The sequence below is a fragment of the Kitasatospora sp. NPDC057738 genome (assembly GCF_042798815.1).
GTDB classification, from domain to species: domain Bacteria; phylum Actinomycetota; class Actinomycetes; order Streptomycetales; family Streptomycetaceae; genus Kitasatospora; species Kitasatospora lactacystinica.
In genome coordinates, this window is record NZ_JBHVJT010000002.1 from 52800 (window position 1) to 78229 (window position 25430).

The following is a 25430-nucleotide window of genomic DNA, read 5'->3' on the forward strand; positions in this document are numbered from 1 at the left end:
ACTGTTTCTGTGGAAAGGCAAGGTCGTTGGGGTTCGGCTCGGTAAAAAAAAAGTTAGAATGGGATGCCGGGAGAAATCCTTGTTGAGGAGCTTGGTTCCTGTCGAGGGGGGGACCGGAAAGGGGGTCACCCGCGCGAGGGTCACTTGACCGCCAGCCAGATCACGCCGCCCAGGGCGACCAGCACGACGACGGCGATCAGCGCGATCACGCCGGTGCGGCTGCCGCTCTTGCTGCTGCCGTAGGTGGAAACGTTGCCCGGGGCCTGGGGCGCCGGGCTCTCGTCGACGAACGCCCGGAACATCTGGGTGCTGCCGGCGGGGTCGTAGTCGTTGTCAGCCATGGCACGGACTCTAACGAATCCGCCCACCTCGGGCACACCCCGGACCCCCGTCGCGCGGAACACACCACCCCCACGTGCGACAGCGGTACGACGGCTCCGTGAAGACCGCGCGGTTCACGGAATGCCCAGCCGCGCAATCCGGTTGACTTCTCCCATGACCGGAAACCACAGCCGGGTCCGCCTCGGCACCTCCGACCTGTCCGTCTTCCCGCTCTCCCTCGGCGGCAACGTCTTCGGATGGACGGCCGACGAACAGCAGTCCTTCGCCGTCCTGGACGCCTACGCGGCAGCCGGCGGCAACTTCGTCGACACCGCCGACGTCTACTCCGCCTGGGCCCCGGGCAACACCGGCGGCGAGTCCGAGACCGTCCTCGGCAACTGGCTGCGCAGCCGCGGCAACCGCGAGGACATCGTGATCGCCACCAAGGTCGGCATGCACGCCGAGCGCAGCGGCCTGGGCGCCGCCAACGTCAAGGCCGCGGCCGAGGACTCGCTGCGCCGCCTGGGGGTCGAGCGGATCGACCTCTACTACACCCACCGGGACGACGACACCCCGGTCGAGGAGTTCGTCACCGCGCTGGACGAGCTGGTCCGCGAGGGCAAGGTCCGGGCGGTCGCCGCCTCCAACATCTCCGCCGAGCGGCTCACCGAGTCGCTGGCCTTCGCCGAGCGCGAGGGCCTGGCGAAGTACGTCGCCGTCCAGCCGCACTACAACCTGGTCTCGCGCGGCACCTTCGAGGGCCCGCTGGCCGACGTGGTCGCCGAGCACGGTCTGGTCACCGTCCCGTACTACGCGCTGGCCTCCGGTTTCCTGACCGGCAAGTACCGTCCCGGGGTCGACGGCGTGGAGAGCGCCCGCGCCGAGGGCGCCGCCCGCTACCTGGCCGAGCCGCGCGGCCCCAAGGTGCTGGAGGCGCTGGACTCCGTCGCCGCGGAGCTGGAGGTGGAGCTCGCCTCCGTCGCCCTGGCCTGGCTCGCCGCCCGTCCGACGGTCGCCGCCCCGATCGCCAGCGCCCGCACCGTCGAGCAGCTCCCGCCGCTGCTGGCCGGCGCCACCCTGGAGCTCACCCCGGAGCAGACCGCCCTGCTGGACGCCGCCTCCGCCTGAGCCCGCCCGGCGCCACGGCTGCTCCGCCCCGCAGCCGCCCTGGACGCGGTCCGGGCCCCGACAGCGCGCCGCTGTCGGGGCCCGGACCGCGTTCGGGTTCCGCGGCTACGGCCGGCCGAAGTGGGTCGGGTAGTAGCCCGGGCTGAGGGTCGAGATCCGGACGGTCGTCCCCGGCCGGGGCGCCTCCACGAAGGTGCCGCCGCCCAGGTAGATCCCCACGTGGTGGATCCCCGAGGCCCGGCCGCTGTCGGACCAGAACACCAGGTCGCCGCGGCGCAGTTGCCCGGCGCTGATCGGCGTGGTCGCCGCGTACTGGTCGTCGGCCACCCGCGGCAGGCTGATCCCCGCGCGCCGGTAGGCCTGCTGGACCAGCCCCGAACAGTCGTAGCCGGACGGGCCGTTGCCGCCCCAGACGTACGGCTTGCCCAGTTGGGCGAGCGCGTAGTCGATGGCCGCCTCCATGCTTCCGGGGGCCGGCGAGGACTTGGCCGACGGACGGCTCGCGGGGGCCGCGGGCTGCGCGGGGGCCTGGGCCGAGCCGCCGGACTGCCCGGTGCGGCTCGTGTAGACGTCGTAGTGGCTGGTCCAACGCCACTCGCCGGAGCCGTTCTTGAACCAGTACTTCGACCCGTCCCAGCCCTGGCGCATCCCGGCGGAGGAGGCCGAACCGTTGGAGGCGGCCTGGGCGGTGGCGCCGGCCGAGCCGGCGGACTGCCCGGTGCGGCCCGCGTAGACGTCGTAGTGGCTGGTCCAACGCCACTCGCCGGAGCCGTTCTTGAACCAGTACTTGGACCCGTCCCAGCCCTGCTTCCCGGCCGCGGCGTGCGCGGATCCGGCGCCGGCCGTCAGGCCGACGACGCCGGCGCCCGCCAGCACGGTGGTGGCCAGACAGGTGCTCCGCACGGCCCGGTGTATTCGGCTGCCGCCGGCCGCCGCCGCGGAGCGGGCGGTGCGCGGCCGGACGACGCAGTTCGGGCAGCCGCAGCCCGCGATCGCGGGGATGCTGCCGAGTCGCTCCTCGAAGCCGATCAGACCGGGATCACCGTCGGGGCCGCCTGAGCCGATGGTGACGGCGGGTTCGGCGTACGCGCCGGTGGCTATCCTCATGCGGGTCGTCCTTCCTTCCGCCCGGCGCGGGCGGCCGGGGACGGTACCGAGGCGGCCACTCCGGCCGGGGCGACGAAGGCGACCAGCAGCTGTTCCATCAGCGCGCTGCGGGCGGCCTCGTCCAGTTCGTGCGCGGTCGCCCGCTCCAGACGGCGGACGGCGAGCGCCGCCGCCTCCACCGCGTCGTCCACCAGCACCGTGCGCAGGCCCGCGTCCAGGTCGGCCAGCCGGCGCCGGCGCATCGACTCGGCCACCTCGGGCGCGTACTCCAGGGCCAGCGGCTGCACCGAGTAGACCTCCAGGCCGGCCGGGGCGGCCTCGGCCGCCAGCGCCCTGGTCATCTCGTCGGCGAACCACTGCCCGTCGCGCAGCGCGGGACCGGGGGCCGCGTTGCTGTCGCAGGGCAGGGTGGACGCGGTGCGGGTGAGCACCGCCTGGACCTGCTCGCGCAGGTAGCTCTCGTGGTCCTCGATCGCCAGCAGCGCCCGCGCGGTGTCCTTGACCCGCCAGACGATCAGCAGCCGGACCACGATCGGCGTGCCGGTGCGGTCCACCACCTTGACCGGCTCGCTGCGCCAGTGCCGCAGCCGCACGTCCACCCGACGACGGCGCAGCAGCGGGTTGACCCAGACCAGGCCGGCCCGGCGGACAGTGCCCCGGTAGCGGCCCCAGCGGGTCAGCACCCGGGTCTCGCCGCCCGCGTTGGCCAGCAGTCCGGCGAGCGCGAGCACCACCAGCAGGCCGGCCGCGGCCGCCGCGGCGATCCACTGCGCGTCCACCTCCACCCGGCCGCTCTCCCGTGCGGCGGTGCCGCGCAGGTCGGGCAGCGCGTCCCAGTACGGGATGACGCCGGTGCGCAGCAGCACGAACAGCACACCGGCCACGCCGATCAGCACGGCCAGCAGGGCGATCCAGCCGGGCAGCGCGGCGGCGCGGTGCTCGCGCAGCGCCTGGTCGGCGCGCGGCGGGCGCCGGGAGGTGGTGGTGGTCTGGGTTCCGGCCGCCGTGGCGTCCAGCAGCTCGACGGTCTCGGGGGCGGCCGTCTCCAGCGGGTCGCGCCGGTCCGCCGGGCCGGCGTGCGCGGGGCTCGGGACGACGGCCAGCGGGGTGGTCGCCGGCCCGCTGTCGGCCGGGCCGTCCGACGTGACGGTCCTGATGGCCGTGGTTCTGGCCAGCGGGCTGGAGCCGAAGGCGGAACGTTCCGGCACTGCCGGCGGAAGCACCTTGGGCAGATTGTCGGGTCGCTGCGAAGAATCGCGGGTGACGTCCATGCACGGATCCTCTGGGTCGGTGTGTCGCGCAACGGGCGGCCCGGATCTGACGGGCAGTGCCAGGGTCAGGCTAAGTTCATACGTCATCAAATGCGACATTTGAACCGAGGTGTGTCGACATTTACTGACGAATCATCCAAAGCCGACCTGACGCGCAGGCACATGAGCGGATGGTCGGGACAGTTCGGCGCCGATCAGCGCCGAGGAGCACCGGCCCTGCGGGCGAACACCCGACGGGTGATCAGCCCCAGACCGGTGAGCACCAGCAGGACTCCGGCGAGCCAACCGCGCCGGCCGGCCTCCCCGGGCCGTCCGGACGCGCCCTGCGACGGCTCCGCCGGAGGAGCCGCCAACGGCCGGGCCGCAGATCGGATGGACTCGGCGGGTTCGGCGGGTTCGGCGGGTTCGGCGGGTTCGGCGACGGCCCCGGCCGAGTCGGCAGCTCCGGCGGTTCCGGCGGCCGCTCCGGCGGTCCCGGCCGGCGAGGGCGCGGACTGCACCGCGGCGACAGCGGCCGGCAAGGCGCCGACACCGTCGGCCGGGGCCGGAGCCGGAGCCGGAGCCGGGGAGACGGTCGCGGCGGTCGAGGGGATCGGGGCGACGAGCCCGGTGGACGCGACGGACGCGGTGGCCACGGTGGCCGACGCCGGGGCCGAAGCGTCCGGACGCGACTTCGGTGCCACCGACGACGCCACCACCGGACCCGCCGTCACCGGCCGGGCTCCCGCCGACGGAACCACGATCGGCAGCGCCGCGGGCACCTCCGAAGGCACCGCCGCGACCGACGGGCTCGGCGAGGCCACCGCCGAACCCTGAGCGCTCGGGCCCGACCCGGCGAGGTTCGACGGCACCGCCGACGCACCGGACGCCACCGGGCCCGGCGACGGCGACCCGGGTGCCGCAGGACTCGCCGCCGGACCGGACGCCGTCACCGTCGTCGCTGCCGTCGTCGGACTGGGCCGGGCCGAGGCCGAGGCCGACCTGGTCGGGCTCCCGGCCACCGGGCTCGACACCTCCGCGGCCGGAGCCGAAGCCGTCGGACCGACTGCCGTCGAACCCTGTGCCGTCGAACCCTGTGCCGTCGGACTCGGCGACACCGAACCCGACGCCGCGGGGCTCGACGCCACCGGACCCGACGCCGCCGGGCTCGACGCCGCCGGACCGGGCACCGCGCCCGCAGCGGCGACCCGTACCGGCACCGGCTCCGCCGCGACCTCGTTGCCCGCCCGGTCGGTCGCCGTGACGAGCAGCCACTGGTCCCCGTCCGTCAGGTCCCGGTTGGCCGTGCAGCTCCAGCTCCCGTCGAACGCCGCCGTGGCCCCGCAGAGCACCGTCCGCCGTTCCGCCTCCGAGGACGCCCCGGGCCGCACCGTGACCAGCACGTTCCCTCCCGGCTCCGCCCGGCCGGCCAGCTTCGGCCGGCTGACCCGCACGGTCTCCCCCGGGGCCGGGGAGGTGAGCACCGGCCGCTGCGGCAGGCCGGTGTCGACGACCAGCTCCACCGGCGGCCCGGCCGTCCGGTTCCCCGCCGCGTCGACCGCGACCGGGGTGAGCAGGTGCTTCCCGTCCGTCAGGTTCTCGACCGGCAGGCAGGACCACCGGCCGTCCGACGGCACCCCCGTGATGCACAGGTCGTCGCCCGAGCCCCGTTCGACGACCGAGACGGTGCTGCCCGCCTCGCCGGTGCCGGTGAGCCGGAGCCCCGGGTCGTTGGTGTAGGCGGGGACGGTGAGCGCGGGGGCGCCCGGCGGCACGCTCTTCACGCTGACCCCGACCGGCTCGCCGCGCAGCACCACACCGCCGGTGGTGGTCTCCACCGGGGTGAGGGCGTGCGGACCGGGTGCCAGCCCGGTGTCGGGGCGGCAGGACCAGTCGCCGCCGCGCAGGACCTTGGCCTTGCAGAGCGCGGTGTCGCCCTCGACGACCTCCACCGTGGCACCGGACACCGCGCCCCCGCCGCTGATCCGCGGGCGGGCGTCGGCGAGCACGGCCCCGTCGACCGGCTCGGCGATCTCCGGCCGGGCGGCGCCGACGGTCAGCTCGATCCGCTGGTCGGTGACCTGTCCGGAGTCGGCGAACCCACCGGAGGAGACGAGCTGGCCGCCGTCGCGGCCGATCCGCAGCCGGGCCCAGGTCCCGCCGGAGGCCGCACCGGCCGGGACGGTCCACTCCAGGGTGGCGGTGTCGGCGCCCGGCGGGACCTCGGTCTGCACCCGCTCCGCGGGGTCGAACCGGCCGGTGCGGTCGAAGTCGATCCAGCCGGCCAGGGTCGCGGGCTGGTCGCCGACCGCGACCGGGACGGTGAGCCGGTAGTAGTGGCCGATCGCGGCATCGGCGGGGAAGGCGATCGCCGGGTCGGCGCCCTGGTACTCGCCACGGCCGGGCTGGAGACCGGCCCGGGGGCCGTCGAACGGGCTGCGCGGGGCCGCCCCGTGGTCGGGCCGGACCAGCGGCCCGCTGCCCGGGTCCTTGGCGGACCGGCTGCCGGCGGTGCGCGCCGGACCGGCCGCGTCGGCGCCCAGGAAGAGGTCGGTGACCACGTGCGAGGCGTTGCCGTAGTCCTGCGGGGCGGTGCCGAGGCCCTCGTCGACGGTGACGGTGTAGGCCTGGTGCAGGACGGGCGGGGCGGTGGTGCTGCCGGCCCGGGCGACGGAGCGCTGCTCGACCCGGAACACCGCGGTGCGGACCGTGCCGGCCAGTTCCAGCGAGCCCTCGGCCGCCGAACCGGGTTCGCCGTCGGACGCCCCGTCCGGGCTCGCGGGGGCGAGGACGTTGCCCTCGACCGTCCAGCCGGGCCAGTCCGTGCGGTCGACCAGGGCGGGGGCGGCCGGCGAGCCTCCGGTCACGGTCAGCCGGGTTGCCGTGCTGGCGCTGCCGGAATTCCCGGTGGCGAGCGCGGCCAGGCCGCTGAGGTGCAGCCGGGGATTGCGGACCGGGCGGGAGAAATCCAACCGGAGCGTTCCCACGGTGCGCCAGGAGCCGTCCGCCTGCGGACGGTCGGGGGCGAGGTCGAAGGTCTGCGCGGGATCTCCCGGCCGCATTCCGTCGGCATAGCGGGCGGCGGGGAGACCGGCGGCGGAGCGGTCCGCCAGTTCGCCCGGTGCGGCGGTGACGCCGGTGCCCGGGGCGGCGTCGAGATCGAACCGGACCGAAAGTCCGGAGGGCAGCACCGCCCGGTGCTCGGCGGACCAGGTGTCGGGGGACTGGCGGGCCACCGAGAGCGGGGCGTTCCACGTGGTCAGCAGCCCGGTCGCGAGGACGGCCAGGGCGGCAGCCGTAAGGGAAAACTGTCGGCTCATCCGGCTCTCCTTCGCGGTGGGCTGCCGGGCTGGCGGGCAGGCGGGCAGGCTGCACAAGATCCGACGAAAAGGAATCACGGCCCTGGGCCGGGCATACGGCGACACCTGTGCTTTTGGCCGTGTCCCACCCGATCGGCGGTCATTCGGGCGGCAGGACGGGATGTACCCGAAACAGCTGCATTTCATCCATTAGGCGGCAATCGGCACCACTCGAACGGCCGCAAGAACGGGAACTCCGGACCCATCCGGGGGACACCGGTCCCCGGGACGGAACCATCCACCGAAAGGCTCTGTTCGAATCAGTGGCCCGGCGCGCCGGGGAACGGGAGAAGCCCCCGGCCGGTGGCCGGGGGCTTCTCGATGGTGCGCTCAGCAGGATTCGAACCTGCAACCTCTTGATCCGTAGTCAAGTGCTCTATCCGTTGAGCTATGAGCGCAAGGAACGGGCGAACCCGATCTTGCGAAGGTTGGTGCGCTCAGCAGGATTCGAACCTGCAACCTCTTGATCCGTAGTCAAGTGCTCTATCCGTTGAGCTATGAGCGCTCGCCCTGGTGAACGTTGTCTCCGGGGCGTTGCGGGGACAACATTACATGACCTGCGGCGTAGGACGAAATCGGTTGATCCGGGCCCCCGCCGACCCCCTCCGGCCCCGCTCGGGGCCCCGCTCCGGGTCGCACCCGCACCCGCACCCGCGCTGTGTCCGGGAACGCGAAGAGCCCCCGTCGACGAGATCGTCGACGGGGGCTCCCGACTGGCGGAGGCTGAGGGATTTGAACCCTCGATCAGGAATAACCCCGAAACCGCATTAGCAGTGCGGCGCCATAGACCGGACTAGGCGAAGCCTCCCCACATGGATCGCATCCGCGCGAGCGGACCCGTTCCGTGTGTCAGTGATGATGCCACAACCGTGGGGCTCGGCACCAACCACCGCCAACGTTACTAGGCGGGTCGACCCCGCCGCAAAGAAGAATGAGATACTGCCGTCTCCGGAGGAGCTGCCCCGAGCCGAGGAGACCTGTCGACGTGAGCAGCAGGCCGATCCGAGGCGCTGCTCGCCTCGCCGCCATACTCGACGCCCTGCCCGACGCGTTGCTGCTGGTGAACAGCAACGGCACCGTCGTGGACGCCAACAGCGCGGCGGTCCAGGCGTTGCAGGCGCCGGGCACCTCACTGGTCGGCATGGGCGTGCTGGGTCTGCTGCCCGAGTTCGACCCCAGCCGCATCCCCGGCTCGATGCGCCCGGCCACCCGCGACGACGAGGCCCTCGACCGCCCGGTCCGGATGACCGCCCACCGCACCGACGGCACCACCTTCCCGGTCGAGGTCTCCGGCAACGACTTCGCCGACGACGGCGACGGCCGCGGCTACGCGCGCTCCCCGTACGACTCGTACCGCGAGAACTCGCCCTCCTCCTCCGACCTGCTCCTGCTGCTGGTCCGCGACCTGTCCGGCCGGCTCGGCGTCGAGGCCGAGCTGCGCCGCCAGCACAAGCAGACCGAGATGATCCTGCGCGCCGCCGCCGAGGGCGTGCTCGGCGTGGACCTCGAAGGCCGCTGCGTGCTGGTCAACCCGGCCGCCGCGCACATCCTGGAGTACCGGGCGAGCGAGCTGGGCGGGCGCGAACTGCACCCGCTGATCCAGCACTCCCGGGCCGACGGAACCCCGCTGGCGCTGGAGGAGTCGGCGCTGCTGGACACCCTGACCTCCGGCCGCAAGCACCGGGTGCGCGGCACCGTGCTGTGGCGCAAGGACGGCCGGCCGGTCACCGTCGACCTCACCACCGCCCCGGTCCGGGACGGCGACCAGCTGGTCGGCGCGGTGATGACCTTCACCGACCGCAGCCGCGAACTCGCCCTGGTCGCCCGCAACGAGCACCTCACCGCCGTCCTGGAGAGCGAGCTGGGCGGCGCGCTGAACGCGCTGAACCAGCGGCTCGACGCGCTCGCCGCCGACCCGGCCGGCCAGCTCTGGCCGGAGGCCAACTGGACGCTGCGCCGGCTGGCCGCCGAGTGCCGCCGGTTCGGGAAGCTGATCGACGGGGTGCTCGACCACCAGCGCTGCGAGGCCGGCGAGAGCGCCGGCAGCGAGGCCAAGGACGGCAAGGACAGCAAGGACGGCAAGGAGCCCAAGGCCGGCAAGGACGCCAAGGACGGGCGGACGCCCGCGCCCCGGGTGCCGGTCGGCCTGGACAAGGTGGTCCGCCGGGCCGTCGACGTGGCCGGCGAGCTGGTCGGCCCCGGCCGGGTGCGGTTCTCGGTGCACGCCGCCGCGGTCGAGGTGATCGCCGACGAGCGGCGGCTCGCCCAGGCACTGGCCCACCTGGTCGCCGACGTCAGCGGCATCGGACTGGCCCTGGACCCCCCCGACGCCCCCTCCCCCGGCCTGGCCGTGCCCGGGCTGAACGGCGCCGCCACTCCCGCACTGCCGCCCGCACCCGACCTGCCGACCGTCGTGCTGGCCGCCGCCCAGCGCGGCGAGGTCGCCCGGGTCGAGATCCGCGGCCCCGGCGTCGGCGGCAGCCCCGTCCACCTGCCGATAGCCCGCGCGGTGGTCGAGCGCCACGGCGGCGTGCTCCAGCCGCACGAGCTGCCCGGCAAGGCCGGCACCACGTACGTCGTCGAGCTGCCGCTGGACCCGGTCGCCGCGAAGGCCGCCGCCGAGCGCGCCGCCGCCGAAGGCCGCTCCGACCGGCCCAAGGAGAGCGACAGCGCCGTCCTGCCCGAGCTTCCGGGCATCCCGCAGCTGCCCAGCAGCGGTGAGAGCACCGAACCCGCGGCGACCGCCGAACAGCCCGGCGCCGAGGCCCCCGAAGCCCCCGCCGCGGAGCGGGCACCCGCCGAGGAGCCCCCCGCCGAACGGCGCGGCCGCCGAGGCCGACCGGCCGCCGAGGCCCCGGAGTCCGACACCCCCGGCACTCCCGGCACCTCCGGCACCCCCGATGCCCCCGACATTCCGGCCGACCAGTGGCCGAACGCCCCCGCCCGGGTCGAGCGGGCCGTCCCCGAGCAGTGGAACGGCACCGGCAACGACCCCGCGTACGGCCGCCAGGGTCTGCCCGGACCGGACGGAGCCCAGAGCGACCCGTGGGGCAAGGACGACGGCCGCTCCGGCCCCGCCTACGCCGTGCCCGTCGAGGGCCACCGGGCGCCGCCGAACCGCCCCGGCGGGCGCGAGCCGCTCGCGCTCGGCCCGGCCCCCGCGCCCACCGCCCCGGACGGCACCCCGCCGGCCGGCACCCCGACCGCCCCGACCACCGAGGCCGCCCAGGAGCAGGCCCCGGGCGAGACCAAGCACCGGCGCCGCCGCGCGCTGCCCTCGACCGAGGAGTCCTCCGGCGGCTTCGCCCTGCCCGGAGCGGCCGACGCCCCGGTCTACCCCGGCCTGGAGCACGCCCTGCCGGCCGGTCCCGCGCCCGCGCTGCCCGAACCGGGCGCCGCCGCGCCGACCGGACGCCGCCGCCGGCTGGCCGTCCCGCCGGGACCGGACCCGGACGCCCTGGTGAACGCCTCCGCTCAGGCCGGTCCGGTCGGCCAGGTCGAGCACGTCGGCCAGGTCGGCCAGGCGCTGCCCTCCCCCGGCACCGCGCTGGCGCCCGCCCGCGCCGCCCTGCCCGCCGCCGAGGAGCCGTCCGGCCCCCGCCCGGTCGGCACCGGCCTGGGCGAGCTCGCCCCGCCGCGCCAGCTCGGCCCCGCGCCGGTGCCCGCCACCGCGCCGCAGCCGCCCGTACCGGCCGAGGCCCACCGGACCGCGCCGCGCCCGATGGCCGAGCTCCCGCCCGCCGACGAGCGGCCCGCCGACGAGCAGCCGTCCGCCCCGACCGGCGAACTGGCCAACACCCGCCGGCTGCTGGTCTGGCCCGAGCCCGACCCGGCCACCAAGCAGGCCCTCCAGGCACGCGGCTACCTGCCGGTGATCGTCCGCTCCCGCGAGGAGGTGGACGCCCAGGTCCCCGGCTTCCCCGCCGCCCTCTTCGTCGACCCGCTGACCGGCCCGATCACCCGCACCGCGCTCCAGTCGCTGCGCACCGCGGCGCTCAACCGCCGGGTCCCGGTGCTGGTCACCGCCGGCCTCGGCCAGGCCACCCGGGACGCGGCGTACGGGGCCGACCCGGCCGTCCTGCTGCGCGCCCTCGCACCGCGCGACGGCGAGCACCACGCCCCGCGGGTGCTGCTGGTCGAGGGCGACCCGGACATCGCCGCCGCCATGATCAGCAGCCTGGAGCGGCGCGGCATGCACGTCGAGCACGCGGTGGACGAGAACGACGCGGTGGCCCGGGCCAGCAGTGTGCAGCCCAACCTGGTGGTGATGGACCTGCTGCAGATCCGCCGCCGCCGGGTCGGCCTGCTGGACTGGCTGCGCGCCAACGACCGGCTGCACCGCACCCCGCTGGTGGTCTACACCTCCGTGGACCTCGACCCGCGCGAACTGCCCCGGCTGCGGACCGGCGAGACCGTGCTCTTCCTCGCCGAGCGCTCGACCAGCGAGGACGTCCAGTCCCGGATCGTCGACCTGCTCGGGCGGATCGGTGCGATGGGCGAGGCGGGCGTCGCCGCCGCGGGCTGACTCCGCCGCGGGCCGGCTCCGTCGTGGGCCGGCTCTGCGGCCCTCGGGCTCTCGGGCTCTCCGGCACTCCGGCACGTGAAAGGGCCGGCCGCCCCCGTTCCGTACGGGGGCGGCCGGCCCTTTCGGCCGGTCACTCCTTGCCGAGCACCGTGACGTCCAGCTCCTGCGCCGCGTAGCCGGCCCGGATCACCTTCTTGTCGAACTTGCCGACCGAGGTCTTCGGCACCGACTCCACGATCGCCCAGCGCTCCGGCAGCTGCCAGGAGGCGATCCGCTCGCCCAGGAAGGCCCGCAGCTCCTTCAGGCCGACGGCCGCGCCCGGGCGCAGCACCACGGTCGCCAGCGGGCGCTCGCCCCACTTCTCGTCCGGGACGGCGACCACGGCGGCCTCGGCCACGTCGGGGTGGGCCATCAGGGCGTTCTCCAGCTCGACCGAGGAGATCCACTCGCCGCCGGACTTGATGACGTCCTTGGCCCGGTCGGTGAGGGTCAGGTAGCCGTCCGCGGTGATCGTGCCGACGTCGCCGGTGCGCAGCCAGCCGTCCTCGGAGAACTTGTCGTCCGGGCGGACCGGGTCCTGGCCGGCGCCGCCGTAGTACGCCCCGGCGATCCACGGGCCGCGCACCTCCAACTCGCCCGCCGAGACGCCGTCATGCGGCATCCGCTCGCCGCCCGGGCCGATCAGCCGGGCCTCGACGGAGGCCGGGAAGACGCCCTGGGTGACCCGGTACGGCCACTCCTGCTCGGGGGTGAGGCCGCCCGGCGGCTGGGCGAAGGAGCCGAGCGGGGAGGTCTCGGTCATGCCCCAGGCGTGCAGCACCCGGATGCCGTGGCGCTCCTCGTAGGCCTTCATCAGCGACGGCGGACAGGCGCTGCCGCCGATGACCACCATGCGCAGGCTGGAGGTGTCGTAGTCGCCCGCGTCGAGTTCGTCCAGCAGGCCGGCCCAGATGGTGGGGACGGCGGCGCTGACGGTCGGGCGGACGGCGGCGATCATCTCGGCCATCGGCTTGGGCTGGAGGAAACGATCCGGCATGAGCAGGTTGGCGCCGGACATGAAGGCCGCGTGCGGGATGCCCCAGGCCTGGACGTGGAACATCGGCACCACCGGCAGCGCGGTGTCGCGCGGGGTGAAGGCGAAGTTGTCGCCGGTGTTCACCTGGAGGCAGTGCAGGTAGACCGAGCGGTGGCTGTAGAGCACGCCCTTCGGGTCCCCGGTGGTGCCGGAGGTGTAGCAGAGCACGGCGGCCCGCCGCTCGTCGATGTCGTGCTGCCACGGGTACTCGGTGGGCCGGCCGGCGATCAGCTCCTCGTAGTCGTGCACCGCGCCCGCGAAGCCGGCCAGCACCGAGCGGTCGCCGGGGCCGCTCACCACGATGTGCCTGAGGGTCGGCGCGAGGTCCGGGAGGACGGCGGCGAGCAGCGGCAGGACGGAGCCGTTGACGATGATCACGCGGTCGGCGGCGTGGTTGACGATGAACGACAGCTGTTGGGAGGGCAGCCGCAGGTTCAGCGTGTGCAGCACGGACCCCATCGCGGGGACGGCGAGGTACGCCTCCAGGTGCTCGGTGTTGTTCCACATCAAGGTGGCCACCCGGTCGTCCGCGGTCACCCCCAGCTCGTCGCGCAGCGCGCACGCGAGCTGCGCGGCCCGCGCGCCGACCTCGGCATAGGTCCGGACGACCGGCCCCGTGCCGTCCCAGGTGGTCACGGTCGAGCGGCCGTGGATCGTCGACCCGTGCTCCAGGATTCGGGCGACGGTGAGCGGTACGTCCTGCATCGTGCTGAACACGGGTCCTCCTCGACCTGGCGGCACTGGGGGCTGCGCCTGCGGCACCTACCGGGCGGTAATGCGCGCCGACGTGCCCGATTGTGCCGCCCCCACCCCCCGCTGTCAGTATCCCGGCCCCGTTGCACGGATCACGGATTCGTCCCGGTTCCGCCCTCCGCCCGCTGCCGCACCCCCTCCGGCAGCTCGGCCCCGACCGCGGCGCGATGCCGATCGGTGAAGATCCACACCTGCCCGCCGCCGGCCAACGCCGCCGTCAGCACCAGGGCCACGAGCGCTCCGCTCCGTCGATGCGACTTCCGATGCCCCGTCACTTCTTCGGCTGTCCACCGACGGTCGTGAGCACGCTCCTGCGGCCCCCGCGTTCGTCGCCGGGCGCTGTCGGCGCCGGTCCCGGGGACGGGGCCGGTACCGGCGTGCCGGCCTTGGCCACCGGCCCGCCGCCGAAAACCTCCCAGATCCTGTTCGACACCCGATCCCCCCGGTTCTTCCGGTTCCGCGCCGTCCGGACGAACCTATCCGGGGCGCGGGCGGTGATCCGGCGAATCGTCGAACAGACGGCGATGAACGGCTCGGTGCGGCGGCGGGGAGGTCAGGGGAGGTCGGGGCGGGTGAGGCGGAGGGAGTTGGCGGGGTCGGGGAGGTAGGCGGGGTCGAGGGTCCAGCCCTGCTCGGCGGCGATGCGCAGGGCCTGGTGGGCGCCGGCGCCGCGGTAGGTGGCGCGCTTGAGCTGGATGCGGTGCGCGGGGGTGGTGCCGGGCGTGGTGCCGGGGGTGCGGGCGGCGGCGGCGCGGATGCGGGTGGCGTCGCGTTCGAGGATGCGGCGGATGTGGCGGTCCCAGGCGGCGGGGCTGTTGGTGAACTCGGCGCGGAAGGCGCGCGGGCCGACGGTCCAGCGGGCGCCCCAGCGGTCCCAGTGGTCGGGCTCGGGGCGGCTCACCCAGCAGGTGAGCAGGCCGTACACCGGGACGTAGAGGACCTGGAGCAGGAGGACGAACGGCAGCAGCGGCGCGAAGCGGACCGGCTGCGGGCCCCACGGGGTGCCGGGGGCGGCGGGCGGGTCCTGCGGGGAGGGGGCGTTCAGGGCGGCCGGGGCGGGGAAGTGGCGGGCGAGGCGGACGTGCCCGGTGTCCGTCCCGGACGCCACGCCGTGCCAGCCGTGCCGCTCCGCGAGCCGGACCACGCCGGCCGCGCCGAGACCGCGGTAGAACCGCAGCGGGAGTCCGACCCGCATCACCCGGCCGAGGTCGGCCCGCACCTCGCCGTCGCCGGCCGCGTGCGCCGCCTCGGCGGCGGCGATCCGGCGGGCCAGGATCGGGGCGACGTAGCGCTCCCAGTGCTCCGGCCTGCCGGAGAGCTCGGCCCGCAGCCGGCGGGGCGGGACGAAGCTGCGGTTGACCTTCAGCCAGCCGTCGGAGTCGGGGCCTCCCCCGCTGTAGTCCGCGAGGAGCAGGACGACGAAGAGCAGCACCAGGCCGAGGACCCAGAGCGGCGCGTAGACCCACTGGAGGACGAACTGGACCAGCACGGCCAGGCGGTTGCGGCGCGGCGCGGGGCCGGGGAAGCCGCCGGGGCGGCCGGCTCCGGGCTCCGGCGGGGTGCCGAACCGGTCGGCGGCGTACGGCTGTTGGGGGGCGGGCTGGGCCGGGTGGACCGGGTGGGCCTGTTGCGCCGGGACGGCCTGCGGCTGCCGGGGCGGGTAGGACTGCGGCGGTGGCACCGGCTGCGCGTACGGGTTCTGCTCGTACGGGTTCTGCTCGTACGGGTTCTGCGCGTAGTGGTGCTGTCCGTACGGCGGCTGTCCGTACGGGTTCTGCGGTGGCGGCGCGCCGTACCCGCCGGTGCTGCCGCCGTACCCCTGCCCGTTCGCCATGCCGTTCCCCCGTGCTCGATCGGGGGCCACCCTACCGGCGGGGCTCAGTGGGCGGTCGGGCCGTCCACGTGGTTGCGGTCGACGGTGAGGGTGGCGCCGCCGAAGGTCTCCTCGACGTTCCCGTGGTACTGGTGGACGCGCTGGTGCAAGCTCCAGAGGTCGGGGGCGAGGCCGCCGGAGCCGTCGGTGTCGGCCCGGTCGTCCCAGCGGGCGTACCAGAGTGCGTCGGGCATCGGGGAGCTGCCGGCGCGGGCGGCGGCGGCGAGGTCCGCGATGCCGGAGTCGAGGCTGGAGTAGAAGCCGGAGCGGTAGTCGGCGTCGTGCAGGGCCGCGGTCCAGCCGAGGGTGAAGTCGACCACGGCCTGGCCGCAGGCCGGGTCGCGCATCGGGTAGGCCTCGATGTCCAGGTAGACCGGGCTGCCCTTGGCGAGTCCGAGCGCGCGCAGGGCCCGGGCGGCCTCCTCCGCCTCCTCCCGGCCCTGCTCGGCGGCCTTCGCCGGGTCGATCCGCTTGGGCTTGCGGCCCGGTTCGGCGCACGGCGCCTGCAGTCCGACGTGCACCGGCAGGAACCGCCAGCCCAGCGCCCGCGCCTGGCGCACCCACTCGGCGGTGAGCCGGGGCTGGTCGCAGCCGCGCTGGGAGCCGCTGGTGTAGATGCCGACCGCCCCGTACGGGGAGGCGTCGCGCCAGGTCGTCAGGGTGTCGAGCGACGGTGCGGTGCAGGCGTCGAAGGCGGGGCCGCTCCAGGTGTCGCGGACCCGGGGCGGGCCGGACCGGTCGGGCAGCGTGACGGCCCGGATGCGGGGGGCGGCGACGGCGGCCGGGACGGTGGCTTCGGCGTTCACGCCCGTCCCGTCGGTGGCCAGCAGGAGCACGAGGGCGGCGGCGAGGAGGGCGGCGGGGCGGAGAAGGCGCACCCCGCCTTGATACTGACGGTCCGTCGGGGGCTTGCCGCAACCACGCCGCAGCGCCCGCGCGAGTCCACCCTTTCGGACGCACCCGTCCGCATCCGTCCCGATTTTTGTAACGAGCTTGCCCGTTCATCACTCCTTACGGCAAACTCACAAATATGCCCACCTCCCGTACCAGCGAAACCCCTGCCGCCTCGTCGTCGGCCGCCGCCGTCGCCGAGGCCCTGGCCATGCCGCCCGCCCCCAAGGGCGAGCCTGCCGGCGAGCGGGGAAGCTGGCGACGAGGTGGGGCCTCCGGCCCCGCGGCGCCACCCGGGATCGACCCCGGCCGGTCCACCGGCCGGCTCGGCAAGGTCCTGCGGCGCCCGGAGAGGATCCCGGCGCCGCTTCTCTGTCTGACCGCGATGTTCCTGGTGCAGACCGGCATCGCCCTGTCCAAGCCGCTGTTCGGCCCGCTCGGCGTCAGCGGCACGACCTTCCTGCGGCTCGGCTTCGCCGCCGTCATCCTGCTCGCCGTCACCCGGCCCCGGCTCCGCGACAAGCGCCCGCGCGACCTCGTCGCGGCCGCGCTGCTCGGCGTGGCCTCGGCCGGAATGACCTTCCTGTTCGCCGGGGCGATCGACCGGCTGCCGATGGGCACCGCCGCCACCATCGAGTTCCTCGGCCCGCTCGCGGTCGCCCTGGTCTTCGCCCGGCGCGCCAGCCACCTGCTCTGGGCGCTGCTCGCCGCCGCGGGCGTGGTGCTGCTGACCCTGCTCGGCGAGGGGGACGGCGGCGGGTCGCTCGACCCGGTCGGCCTGCTCTACGCCTTCGGGGCGGCCGCCTGCTACGCCCTGTACATCATGTTCACCGACAAGGTGGGAGCGACCTTCCAGGGCTTCCAGGGCCTGGCGGTGTCGATGACGGTCGGCGCGCTGGCGCTGGCACCCTTCGGGCTCGGCCAGGCCTGGGACGGGCTGACCGCGCCCGGCGCCTCGCCACTGGGGCTGCTCGCCGCGGTGGCCGGGGTGTCGCTGCTGCTGCCGGTGATCCCGTACGCGCTGGAGATGACCGCGCTGCGACGGATGCCGCAGCGGGTGTTCAGCGTGCTGGTCAGCCTGGAGCCGGCGGTCAGCGCGCTGGTCGGGCTGGTGGTGCTGGGCCAGTTGCTGGGCGTGCCGCAGCTGGCCGGGATCGGCTGTGTGGTCGCGGCCAGCGTGGGCGCCACGCTGACCGGGCGGCGGTAGCCGCGCCTCCCCGGAGGACGTCAGCCCCGGGTGCTCCTCCGGGGAGGCGCGCCCCGGGGACGCCCTACGGCCAGAGCAGGGTGCGCGACCACTCCGGGGAACTGACCGGGCCGGTACGGGTGTAGCGCAGCCGGATGTGCCGGCGCTGGGCGTCGCCCTGCCAGAACTCCACCTCGTGCGCCCACAGGGTGTAGACCGCGTGCCCCGCCGCGACCGCGTCCGGGTACGTCTCCAGCCGGCGACGGGCGACCGCCTCCGCCTCGTCGTACTCGTCGACCGAGCCCAGCGGCTCGCTCTGCCGCCCGACCAGCGCGCCGACCCGGGCGGCGGGCGAGCGGGTGGCGAACTCGGCGGCGGCGACCAGGTCGGCGGCCCGCTCGACGGTGCCGCGCACCCGGACCTGGCGGCCCAGCTGCGGCCAGTAGACGGTCAGCGCGGCGGCCGGGTGACCGGCGAGCTGACGGCCCTTGGGGCTGTCGGCGGCCGCGGAGAAGTTCCAGCCGGTGCCGGCCGCGTCGACGTCGCGCAGCACCAGCACCCGGGCGTCCGGCATGCCGTCGGCGTCGACGGTCGAGAGGGTGAAGGCCTGCGGGTCCAGCACCCCGGCGTGCAGCGCGGTGGCGAGCCAGTCCACGAACAGCGGGCCGGGCTCGGTGGGGGCGGCCGCATGGTCGAAGGAGGGCAGCGGGCGGGCCATCGGCGGACGGCCGAGCAGCAGCTCGGGGACGGACCTGGGCCCGGGCCGGTGCTCGTGGACCGGCTCGGCAGACGGCTCCGGGCGCGTGGCCGCGGGCTCCGGTGCAGGCCTGGCCTCGCCCGGGCCCGTCAGGCCCTCCTCCTCCGCCGCCATCGCGCGCCCTTCCTTCCGATTGCCGCGGTCGCCGCCCCGGCCGGGCCGGCCCTTCGGGCCCGGGCACGTGGTGCGCTGTCGGAGCGCAACCGTACCGCCGTGCACCCACGGCTCCGGGCGCGGGCCCTCGGTGGACGGATCCGGGCCGGTCGGCGGGCGGTTCCGGGACGGGCGCCGGACGCGCCGGCACCGGCACCGGCACCGGCACCGGCACCGGACACACTCGTGGGCGGTGCCGCCATCGGCACCGCCCACGAGGCCGGTTTCGCGGTGACCCTTTCCGCGGCCGGTCGAATGCGCTGTTCCCTCTGCTGTACTGCGGTGGTACCTCGGTTTCCGTTACGACCGTTCCAACCGATCCGACCGTTCCGACCCGGTCCGGGCCCGTCCGCGGCTGCTCAGCTCAGCCGCGGCCACCCACGTCCGGCGCCCCCGCCTTCCGTGGTGCCCGGTGCCGCATCACGGCGGTCAGTTGAAGGTCGGGGCGACGACGACGTTGACGTCCTTGTTGCCCTGACCGGCCTGGACGTTCCCCGCGTTGTCCTTCACCGCGACGGTGTTGTCCTGGTTCGAGCCGCCGGAACCGGTGGCGGTCTGCTGGGTGGAGACGTAGTTGCCGTCGACCCCGCCGAACACGTTGCCGGTACCGGTGTTGGAGACCGCTCCGGCGTTGGAGCCGCCCTCGGCACCCGCGCCGTCGGCGGCGGCGGCACCACCGGCACCGGCCAGCAGCAGACCGGCCGCGAGCGGGCCGGCGAACAGTAGTCCGACTGTTCGACGGGTACGGATGCGAGCCATGAATGCCTCCAAGGAGCTGTTCACCGGGCAATGGTCGATCAAGGTGCGCAAGGTTCGTCGACCGGACGAACACCTGCGGGCTGCGACGCCGGAACACAGCCTTCCGCAACAAATCGACAAAGCACTAGCTCCCACAGCGATTTTCCCCCGTTAGCGTGATATCCAGCCGAGCGACGCATGGCGGCCGCGAAACCGGACCCTGCGTCGATGCACCCCGTCCGAGCTGGGAATTCACCCGGACGGCCGAGGATCGGGGCAGCTCGGCGAGCGGCGCAAACGGCGTCACACGGTCCGCCGGCCGCACCACCCCGGCGCATGCGAACCCGTGAACGCGCCCCCGAAAAGTTCGATCACCCTTCCATGTCGACTTTCCGACCATTCACGGACCATCGGAATGTCACACCGGGGCGGCAGGAGTGAAGGCCCCGTCCGATCCGACGAGATGACTCAGTGGAAATCAGATCATCTTGCCGGGATTCAGAATTCCCAGCGGATCGAAGACCGCCTTCAGCTGCCGCTGCAGGTCCAGCGCCACCGGGCCCAGCTCACGGGCCAGCCAGTCCCGTTTCAGCAGCCCCACCCCGTGCTCCCCGGTGATCGTGCCGCCCAGCTCCAGCCCGAGCGCCATGATCTCGTCGAAGGAGCGCTGGGCACGGGCCGTCTGCTCCTCGTCCGAGGCGTCGAAGATGACGATCGGGTGGGTGTTGCCGTCCCCCGCATGACTGACCACCCCGATGGTCAGCCCGTGCCGCTCGGCGATCGCCGCGACACCGTTCAGCATCTCCGCCAGCCGGGAACGCGGCACGGCCACGTCGTCGATCATCGTGGTGCCCAGCCGGTCCAGCGCGGGCAACGCCATCCGCCGGGCGGCCAGCAGCAGATCGGACTCCGCCTGGTCCTCGGCCGGCACCACCTCCGTCGCCCCGGACTCCCGGCACAGCTCCGCGACCCGCGCCAGCTCGGCCACCCGGTCCGGCCCGTCGAAGGCCACCAGCAGCAGCGCCCGGGTGGACTCCGGCAGGCCCATCCGACCCAACTCGTTGACGGCCCGCACCGAGACCGCGTCCATCAGCTCCATCAGCGACGGGGTCAGCCCGCGCGCCATCACCTCGCAGACCGCCGCCCCGGCCGCGTCCGCACTCGGGAACTCCGCCGCCAGGGCCAACTGCGGAGCGGGCGCCGGCCGCAGCGACAGAACCGCCCGGACCACCACACCGAGCGTCCCCTCCGAGCCGACGAACAGCCTGGTCAGGTCGTACCCGGCCACGCCCTTCGCCGTCCGGCGCCCGGTGGACAGCAGCCGCCCGTCCGCCAGCACCACGTCCAGCCCGAGCACGTACTCGCTGGTGACGCCGTACTTCACGCAGCAGAGCCCGCCCGCCCCGGTACCGATGTTGCCGCCGATCGTGCAGGACTCCCAGCTGGACGGGTCCGGCGGATACGAGAGCCCCAACTCCTCGACAGCACGGGAGAGTTCGGCGTTCACCACACCGGGCTCGACCACCGCGATCCGGTTCACCGGGTCGATCTCCAGGATCCGGTTCAGCTTCACCAGCGACAGCACGACGCAGCCGTCCACCGCGTTCGCCGCACCCGACAGCCCGGTCCGGGCCCCCTGCGGCACCACCGGCACGCGCAACTCGGTCGCGGTGCGCAGCACGTGCTGCACCTGCTCGACCGTCTCCGGGAACACCACCACCGCGGGCTGCCCGGCCGCGCAGAAGCCCGCCATGTCGTGGCGGTACGCGGCGGTCACGTCCGGGTCCACCACGACGGCCTCCGCCGGGAGGCCCTGCGCCAGTCGGTCCGTCAGATCACTCATCGCCGCCTCCACTCGCCGCCCGCCCGCCTCCACCTCCGCACTCTGCCCGGACGACCGGGGCCGGGCAAGTGGGCCGCGGGGCGGTTGGGGAACAGGAGGCGAACGAACGGGGGGACGCGGAGTGGCTCAGGCCCGGCGGAGGGCCGGGGTGGCCAGGGCGGTGAGCCCGGCGGCGGCGGTGGCCAGGGCGCAGAGCAGGGTGGGCAGGGCCGCGCCCGCCGCGTCCGCGAGCAGGCCCAGCAGGGAGTTCGAGAGCACCAGTGCCAGGCTCTGCACGAGCGTCAGCAGTGCCTGGACCCGGGAGAGATGGGTCGGCGGCGCGCCGGTCAGCACGAGCGGGCCGAGGTGGCAGGCGAACAGCCCCGAGCCGAGGCCCGCCACCGCGCTGCCGGCCACCGCCGCCACCGGCCCCGCGGCCGACGCCAGCAGCGCGATCCCCACCGAGGCCGCGCAGAGCCCGGCCGCCGCCCCCACCCCCGCCCGGGGCAAGGTGCCCCGCCGGGCGATCAGGCCGGCCACCGCCAGCACCCCGGCCGCCTGGCCGCCGCCCACCAGTCCCGCCGTCCCGGCCGCCCAGCCGTGTGTCCGGGCGAGCAGCGGACCGAGCAGTGACACCACCGGCAGCAGCGCCCCGGCCGCCGCGCCGGTGAGCAGCAGGGCGGCCCGCAGCAGTGGGTCGGCCACGGCGAGCCGGACGCCGGACGCCGCCTCGCGGAACAGTCCGGCCCGCGGACCGGACGGCCCGTCCTCCGGGGGCCGCACCCGCAGCAGGACCAGCAGCACGACCCCGAAACTCGCCGCGTCCGCCAGCGCCGCGCCGGACAGCCCGCCGGCCGCGACCAGCAGGCCGCCCAGCGGTGCGCCGAGCAGGACGGCGCTCTGCCCGCCGGCCTGCCGCAGGGCGAGCGCCCGGGGCAGCCGGTCCGCGGGCACCAGCCGGCGGGGCATCGAACCGCCGGCCGGGAGGTAAAAGGCGTCGACCGTCCCGATCACGGCCGCCGCCGCGACCAGCAGCCACAGCGGCGTCCCCCGGGAGGCCGCCACCAGGGCCAGCGCACCGGTCGCGACCAGCATCACCGTGTCCCCGGCGAGCATCACCCGACGGGCGCCGAAGCGGTCCGCGACCGCGCCGCCCAGCAGGACCAGCGCGGTGCGCGGCACCGTGATCGCCGTCAGGACCAGCCCGGCCGCGCCGCCGCCGTGCGCGGAGGCGGCCCAGCCGAGGGCGAAGTACAGCGCGGCGTCACCCAGCAGTCCGGCCTGGACACCGGCCAGCCAGAGCAGGTACCTCCGCGGCAGCGCGGCCCGCGGAGCGACAGTGGCAGTGGTCATGCCGGGCGACGCTAGGGCCCTCGACCCGGTCGAGGGCAAGCGCGGCTACCGCCGGACCACCGGCTCCTGCAGCTCGGTGACCCACCCGGCCCGGTCCTCCGGGCACTCCAGGTACAGCTCCCGGGCGTAGCCGGCCGAGCGGTAGCCGTTCTCCTCGATGAAGCGGGCCAGTTCCTGGCCGGTGCCCAGCACGTCGTCCATCGGGCCGCGGTGCACGATCGTCGCCGCCTCCTCGATCGGCGGCAGGTCGAGCACCTCGAAGTCGTGCTCACCCGGCCGCACCGACGGGCCCACCGGGACGGCCACCAGGACCAGCACCGAGCCGTCGCCCTCCGGCGCGTCCTGGTAGCGGGCGACGGACGGGCCGGCCGCCTCGACCCCGGCCGCGGCCAGCCTCCGGCACAGTTCGGCGAACAGCGGCCCGATCACCGGGCCGATGTCCTCCGGCTCGTAACTCGCGGCCGCACCGGCCAGTTGGGCCACCCGGACGGACGGCACCCGCTTCACCACGACATCGTGTGCGGACATGGTCCCCTCGCTCTCGATCGTCCGGAGCCTCGCCTCCACCCGGGCCAGCCGCAGCTCGTCGGCGGCGATCGCCTCGGCGAGCTGGGCCCGCCGCAGCCGCAGCATGCCGCGCAGTTCGGCCGCGTCCACCTGCTCGTCCAGCACGGCGCGCACCTGCTGCAGGGTGAAGCCGAGCTCCTTGAGCGCGATCACCCGGTTGAGCCGGGCGAGTTGGGACGCCTCGTAGGAGCGGTACCCGCTGACCGGGTCCACCCGGGCGGGCCGCAGCAGCCCGATCGCGTCGTAGTGGCGCAGCATCCGTACCGACACCCGGCCGTGGCTGGCGAAGTCTCCGATGTTCAACATGATGCGCCCACTCCATCCCCTGCCACCGTGTCAGGGTCAACCCGGCCGCCCGCATCCGTTCCACGACGGTTCCGAGGCCGGCGCCCGCGACCGCCCGGGAAACACCGAGGGCGGGTGCCGAGCGAACTCGGCACCCGCCCTGAGCAGGTGGTTCTCCTACCGGCGGAGAGCGTGGGATTCGAACCCACGGTACGGGGTCACCGCACGACAGTTTTCAAGACTGTTCCCTTAGGCCGCTCGGGCAGCTCTCCAGGCGGAGGTCAGCCTAACGGGTCCGGCGGGGTTCGGCGCACACGTTTCGGTGCGGGCGGGGGTCACGACTGGTCGCCCTCGCGCTGACCGAGGGTGACCTTGGTGTTGAAGGTCTGGCCGTTGCGGGTGTACTCGACGTCGACGGTCTCGCCGGGCTTGTGCGTCCAGATCCGGCTGACCAGGGCCGGGCCGTTGTCGATCGGCACGCCGCCGAGCTTGGTGATGACGTCGCCCGGCTTGAGGCCGGCCTTGTCGGCCGCGCCGCCGGGGGTGACGGCCGGCTGGCCCTGGATGTCCTTGGTCTGGATCTGCGCGCCGTCGCCCTTGTAGTCGTCGTTGCGCAGCACGTCGAGCTTGGCGTAGACCGGCTTGCCGGTCTTGATCAGGGTGTCCGCGACCCACTTGGCCTGGTTGATCGGGATGGCGAAGCCCAGGCCGATGCTGCCGGCCCGGCCGTTGGCGGAGGCGTTGGACTGGATCGCCGAGTTGATGCCGATCACCGCGCCGCCGGAATCGAGCAGCGGGCCGCCGGAGTTGCCGGGGTTGATCGAGGCGTCGGTCTGCAGGGCGTTCATGTACGAGGCCTGCGAGCCGGTGTCGTCGCCGGAGGCCACCGGGCGGTCCTTGGCGCTGATGATGCCGCTGGTGACGGTGGACTCCAGGCCGTACGGCGCACCGATCGCGACGGTGGCGTCACCGACGTTGACCTTGTCGGAGTCGGCCAGCGGCAGCGGGGTCAGCTTGCTCTTCGGCGGGTTGTCGATCTTGACCACGGCGACGTCGTAGCCCTCGGCGTGGCCCAGCACCGAGGCGCTGTAGGAGCTGCCGTCGGCGAACTTGACGGTCAGTTTGCCGCCGTTGAGGGTCGGCGCGACCACGTGGTTGTTGGTGAGGATGTGGCCCTCGGTGTCGAAGACGAAGCCGGTGCCGGTGCCCGACTCGCCGTTGCCCTGCGCCTTGATGGTGACGACGCTGGGCAGCGCCTTCTGCGCGATGGCGGCGATCGAGCCGGGGGCGGGCTCGTTCTTCTGGGTGTCGCTGGCCTGCACGGTGGTGCTGCGGTGGTCGTTCGCGGAGCTGCCGCGGTCGGTGTTGTCGGTGACGGTCACGCCGAGCACGCCGCCGGCCACACCGGCGACCAGCGCGACGGCCGCGATCAGGGCGACCAGGCCGCCGCGCTTCTTGCGCGGGCCGCCGGGGCCGACCGGACCGCCGGGGTGGTCCGCCGGGTAGCCGAGCGGGCCCGCCGGGCCGCCGGGGTAGCCCGCGCCACCGGCGGTGGAGTCGTGGGTGGGGCCCCAGCCGCCGAGCGGCTGACCGGCCCCGAAGGGGTGGTGGCCGTGCGCGGCGGGGACGGCGGGCGCGACCGGGGCGGCGCCGTAGCCCTCGTGCGCGACGGGGGCGGCCGGAGCGGCGCCGTAGCCCTCGTGCGTGCCGGCCGCCGGGACGCCGTGGGTCGGGGTGGCGTACGGGTTGTCGGCCGGCGGCAGCGCCGGGGCGGCGGGGGCCGCGGCCTGGGCGGGCGCGGCGGGCGGGGCCGCCGGAGCCTGCGGGGCGGGCGGCAGGACCGGCGGCGGCGCGTCGATGTAGCCGGTGACCGGGTCGACGGCCGGCTGCTCGGCGGCGGGCGCCGCGGGGGCCGCGGGGGCCTCCGGGGCGGGCACCTTGGTGAAGGCGACGGTGGGCTTGTGCCCGCCCTCGGCCGGGACACCCTCGGCCGCGACGGCGTCGACGGGCGGTGCCGCCTCGACGGGGGCGGCCTCGACGGCGCCCGACTCCGGCTCGGGCACCCGCCGGAAGGCCATGGTCGGCTGGTGCCCGCCCTGAGCGGGGCCTTCGGAAGCGGACTCGGCCGCCCCCGGCCCGGCGGGCTGCTCCCCCTGCGGCCCGGTGGGCCCAACCTCGCGCTCGGTGCTCACGGACGACCTCCATAGCTGGCAGAACCAAGGACCATAGTTTTTCGCACTGTCGATTCGATTGCCGTAAGGACCCCTCTGAAGAACTCATAAGAATC

At 74.9% G+C, this 25430-nt stretch carries 18 protein-coding genes and 4 tRNA genes; 4 read left to right on the top strand and 18 right to left on the bottom strand.

Features of this window, described 5'->3' with window-relative positions; genetic code table 11:
• Nucleotides 1-140 precede the first annotated feature (140 nt).
• Complete coding sequence (locus ACFVGO_RS01430) at nt 141-341, bottom strand: hypothetical protein (protein ID WP_359913925.1); 201 nt, start codon at nt 339-341, stop codon at nt 141-143.
• Nucleotides 342-495: 154 nt separating this feature from the next.
• On the opposite strand from ACFVGO_RS01430, the gene ACFVGO_RS01435 reads away from it, so the two are divergent.
• Complete coding sequence (locus tag ACFVGO_RS01435) at nt 496-1449, top strand: aldo/keto reductase (protein WP_380630569.1); 954 nt, start codon at nt 496-498, stop codon at nt 1447-1449.
• A 105-nt stretch (nt 1450-1554) separates the two neighbouring features.
• On the opposite strand, the gene ACFVGO_RS01440 is transcribed toward ACFVGO_RS01435, so the two are convergent.
• From ACFVGO_RS01440 to ACFVGO_RS01465, 6 genes are all read right to left on the bottom strand, one after another.
• Nucleotides 1555-2556, bottom strand: coding sequence for a C40 family peptidase (locus tag ACFVGO_RS01440; RefSeq protein ID WP_380630571.1), 1002 nt, complete (start codon nt 2554-2556; stop codon nt 1555-1557).
• Complete coding sequence (locus tag ACFVGO_RS01445; RefSeq protein ID WP_359897808.1) at nt 2553-3764, bottom strand: SPFH domain-containing protein; 1212 nt, start codon at nt 3762-3764, stop codon at nt 2553-2555. Before ACFVGO_RS01445 ends, ACFVGO_RS01440 begins: the two co-directional genes overlap by 4 nt.
• 257 nt (nt 3765-4021) lie before the next feature.
• The gene (locus ACFVGO_RS01450) at nt 4022-7126 is read right to left on the bottom strand and encodes an Ig-like domain-containing protein (RefSeq protein WP_380630573.1); all 3105 of its coding nucleotides are present in this window, start codon (nt 7124-7126) and stop codon (nt 4022-4024) included.
• Nucleotides 7127-7487: 361 nt separating this feature from the next.
• Nucleotides 7488-7563, bottom strand: a tRNA-Arg gene (locus ACFVGO_RS01455).
• 31 nt (nt 7564-7594) lie between these two features.
• Nucleotides 7595-7670, bottom strand: a tRNA-Arg gene (locus ACFVGO_RS01460).
• A gap of 209 nt (nt 7671-7879) precedes the next feature.
• Nucleotides 7880-7973: transfer RNA gene (locus ACFVGO_RS01465), tRNA-Ser, on the bottom strand.
• Nucleotides 7974-8150: 177 nt separating this feature from the next.
• Between ACFVGO_RS01465 and ACFVGO_RS01470 the strand changes: the two genes are divergently transcribed.
• On the top strand, nt 8151-11690 hold the full coding sequence (locus tag ACFVGO_RS01470) for a PAS domain-containing protein (RefSeq protein WP_380630574.1): 3540 nt from the start codon (nt 8151-8153) through the stop codon (nt 11688-11690).
• A 130-nt stretch (nt 11691-11820) separates the two neighbouring features.
• Here ACFVGO_RS01470 and ACFVGO_RS01475 read toward each other — a convergent pair whose 3' ends face one another.
• The 4 genes from ACFVGO_RS01475 to ACFVGO_RS01490 form a co-directional block, all read right to left on the bottom strand.
• Nucleotides 11821-13482 (bottom strand): long-chain fatty acid--CoA ligase, encoded by a 1662-nt coding sequence (locus ACFVGO_RS01475; protein WP_359897804.1) that lies wholly within the window; start codon nt 13480-13482, stop codon nt 11821-11823.
• Between the two features lie 128 nt (nt 13483-13610).
• Nucleotides 13611-13751, bottom strand: a complete 141-nt coding sequence (locus ACFVGO_RS01480) for a hypothetical protein (protein ID WP_359897803.1) — start codon at nt 13749-13751, stop codon at nt 13611-13613.
• A 320-nt stretch (nt 13752-14071) separates the two neighbouring features.
• Nucleotides 14072-15352, bottom strand: a complete 1281-nt coding sequence (locus ACFVGO_RS01485; RefSeq protein WP_380630576.1) for a hypothetical protein — start codon at nt 15350-15352, stop codon at nt 14072-14074.
• Nucleotides 15353-15396: 44 nt separating this feature from the next.
• Nucleotides 15397-16269, bottom strand: a complete 873-nt coding sequence (locus tag ACFVGO_RS01490) for a DUF1906 domain-containing protein (RefSeq protein ID WP_380351261.1) — start codon at nt 16267-16269, stop codon at nt 15397-15399.
• A 152-nt stretch (nt 16270-16421) separates the two neighbouring features.
• Here ACFVGO_RS01490 and ACFVGO_RS01495 point away from each other — a divergent pair, with 152 nt between their 5' ends.
• The gene (locus ACFVGO_RS01495; protein ID WP_380630577.1) at nt 16422-17489 is read left to right on the top strand and encodes a DMT family transporter; all 1068 of its coding nucleotides are present in this window, start codon (nt 16422-16424) and stop codon (nt 17487-17489) included.
• A gap of 64 nt (nt 17490-17553) precedes the next feature.
• Here the strand turns inward: ACFVGO_RS01495 and ACFVGO_RS01500 are convergent, their stop codons facing one another.
• Both ACFVGO_RS01500 and ACFVGO_RS01505 read right to left on the bottom strand, forming a co-directional pair.
• Nucleotides 17554-18339, bottom strand: a complete 786-nt coding sequence (locus ACFVGO_RS01500) for a pyridoxal 5'-phosphate synthase (RefSeq protein ID WP_380351257.1) — start codon at nt 18337-18339, stop codon at nt 17554-17556.
• A 468-nt stretch (nt 18340-18807) separates the two neighbouring features.
• On the bottom strand, nt 18808-19137 hold the full coding sequence (locus tag ACFVGO_RS01505) for a hypothetical protein (protein ID WP_380630578.1): 330 nt from the start codon (nt 19135-19137) through the stop codon (nt 18808-18810).
• Here ACFVGO_RS01505 and ACFVGO_RS01510 point away from each other — a divergent pair.
• Complete coding sequence (locus ACFVGO_RS01510) at nt 19136-19291, top strand: hypothetical protein (RefSeq protein ID WP_359897795.1); 156 nt, start codon at nt 19136-19138, stop codon at nt 19289-19291. The genes ACFVGO_RS01505 and ACFVGO_RS01510 overlap by 2 nt on opposite strands.
• 303 nt (nt 19292-19594) lie before the next feature.
• Here ACFVGO_RS01510 and ACFVGO_RS01515 read toward each other — a convergent pair whose 3' ends face one another.
• The 5 genes from ACFVGO_RS01515 to ACFVGO_RS01535 form a co-directional block, all read right to left on the bottom strand.
• The gene (locus ACFVGO_RS01515; protein WP_380351255.1) at nt 19595-20959 is read right to left on the bottom strand and encodes an FAD-binding oxidoreductase; all 1365 of its coding nucleotides are present in this window, start codon (nt 20957-20959) and stop codon (nt 19595-19597) included.
• A gap of 126 nt (nt 20960-21085) precedes the next feature.
• Nucleotides 21086-22291 carry an MFS transporter gene (locus ACFVGO_RS01520; protein WP_380630579.1) on the bottom strand — a complete coding sequence of 402 codons (1206 nt, stop codon included), beginning with the start codon at nt 22289-22291 and terminating at the stop codon, nt 21086-21088.
• A 45-nt stretch (nt 22292-22336) separates the two neighbouring features.
• Complete coding sequence (locus tag ACFVGO_RS01525; RefSeq protein WP_359897792.1) at nt 22337-23164, bottom strand: MerR family transcriptional regulator; 828 nt, start codon at nt 23162-23164, stop codon at nt 22337-22339.
• Nucleotides 23165-23327: 163 nt separating this feature from the next.
• Nucleotides 23328-23415, bottom strand: a tRNA-Ser gene (locus tag ACFVGO_RS01530).
• A gap of 63 nt (nt 23416-23478) precedes the next feature.
• Nucleotides 23479-25335 (bottom strand): S1C family serine protease, encoded by a 1857-nt coding sequence (locus ACFVGO_RS01535; protein WP_380351249.1) that lies wholly within the window; start codon nt 25333-25335, stop codon nt 23479-23481.
• Between the last annotated feature and the right edge of the window lie 95 nt (nt 25336-25430).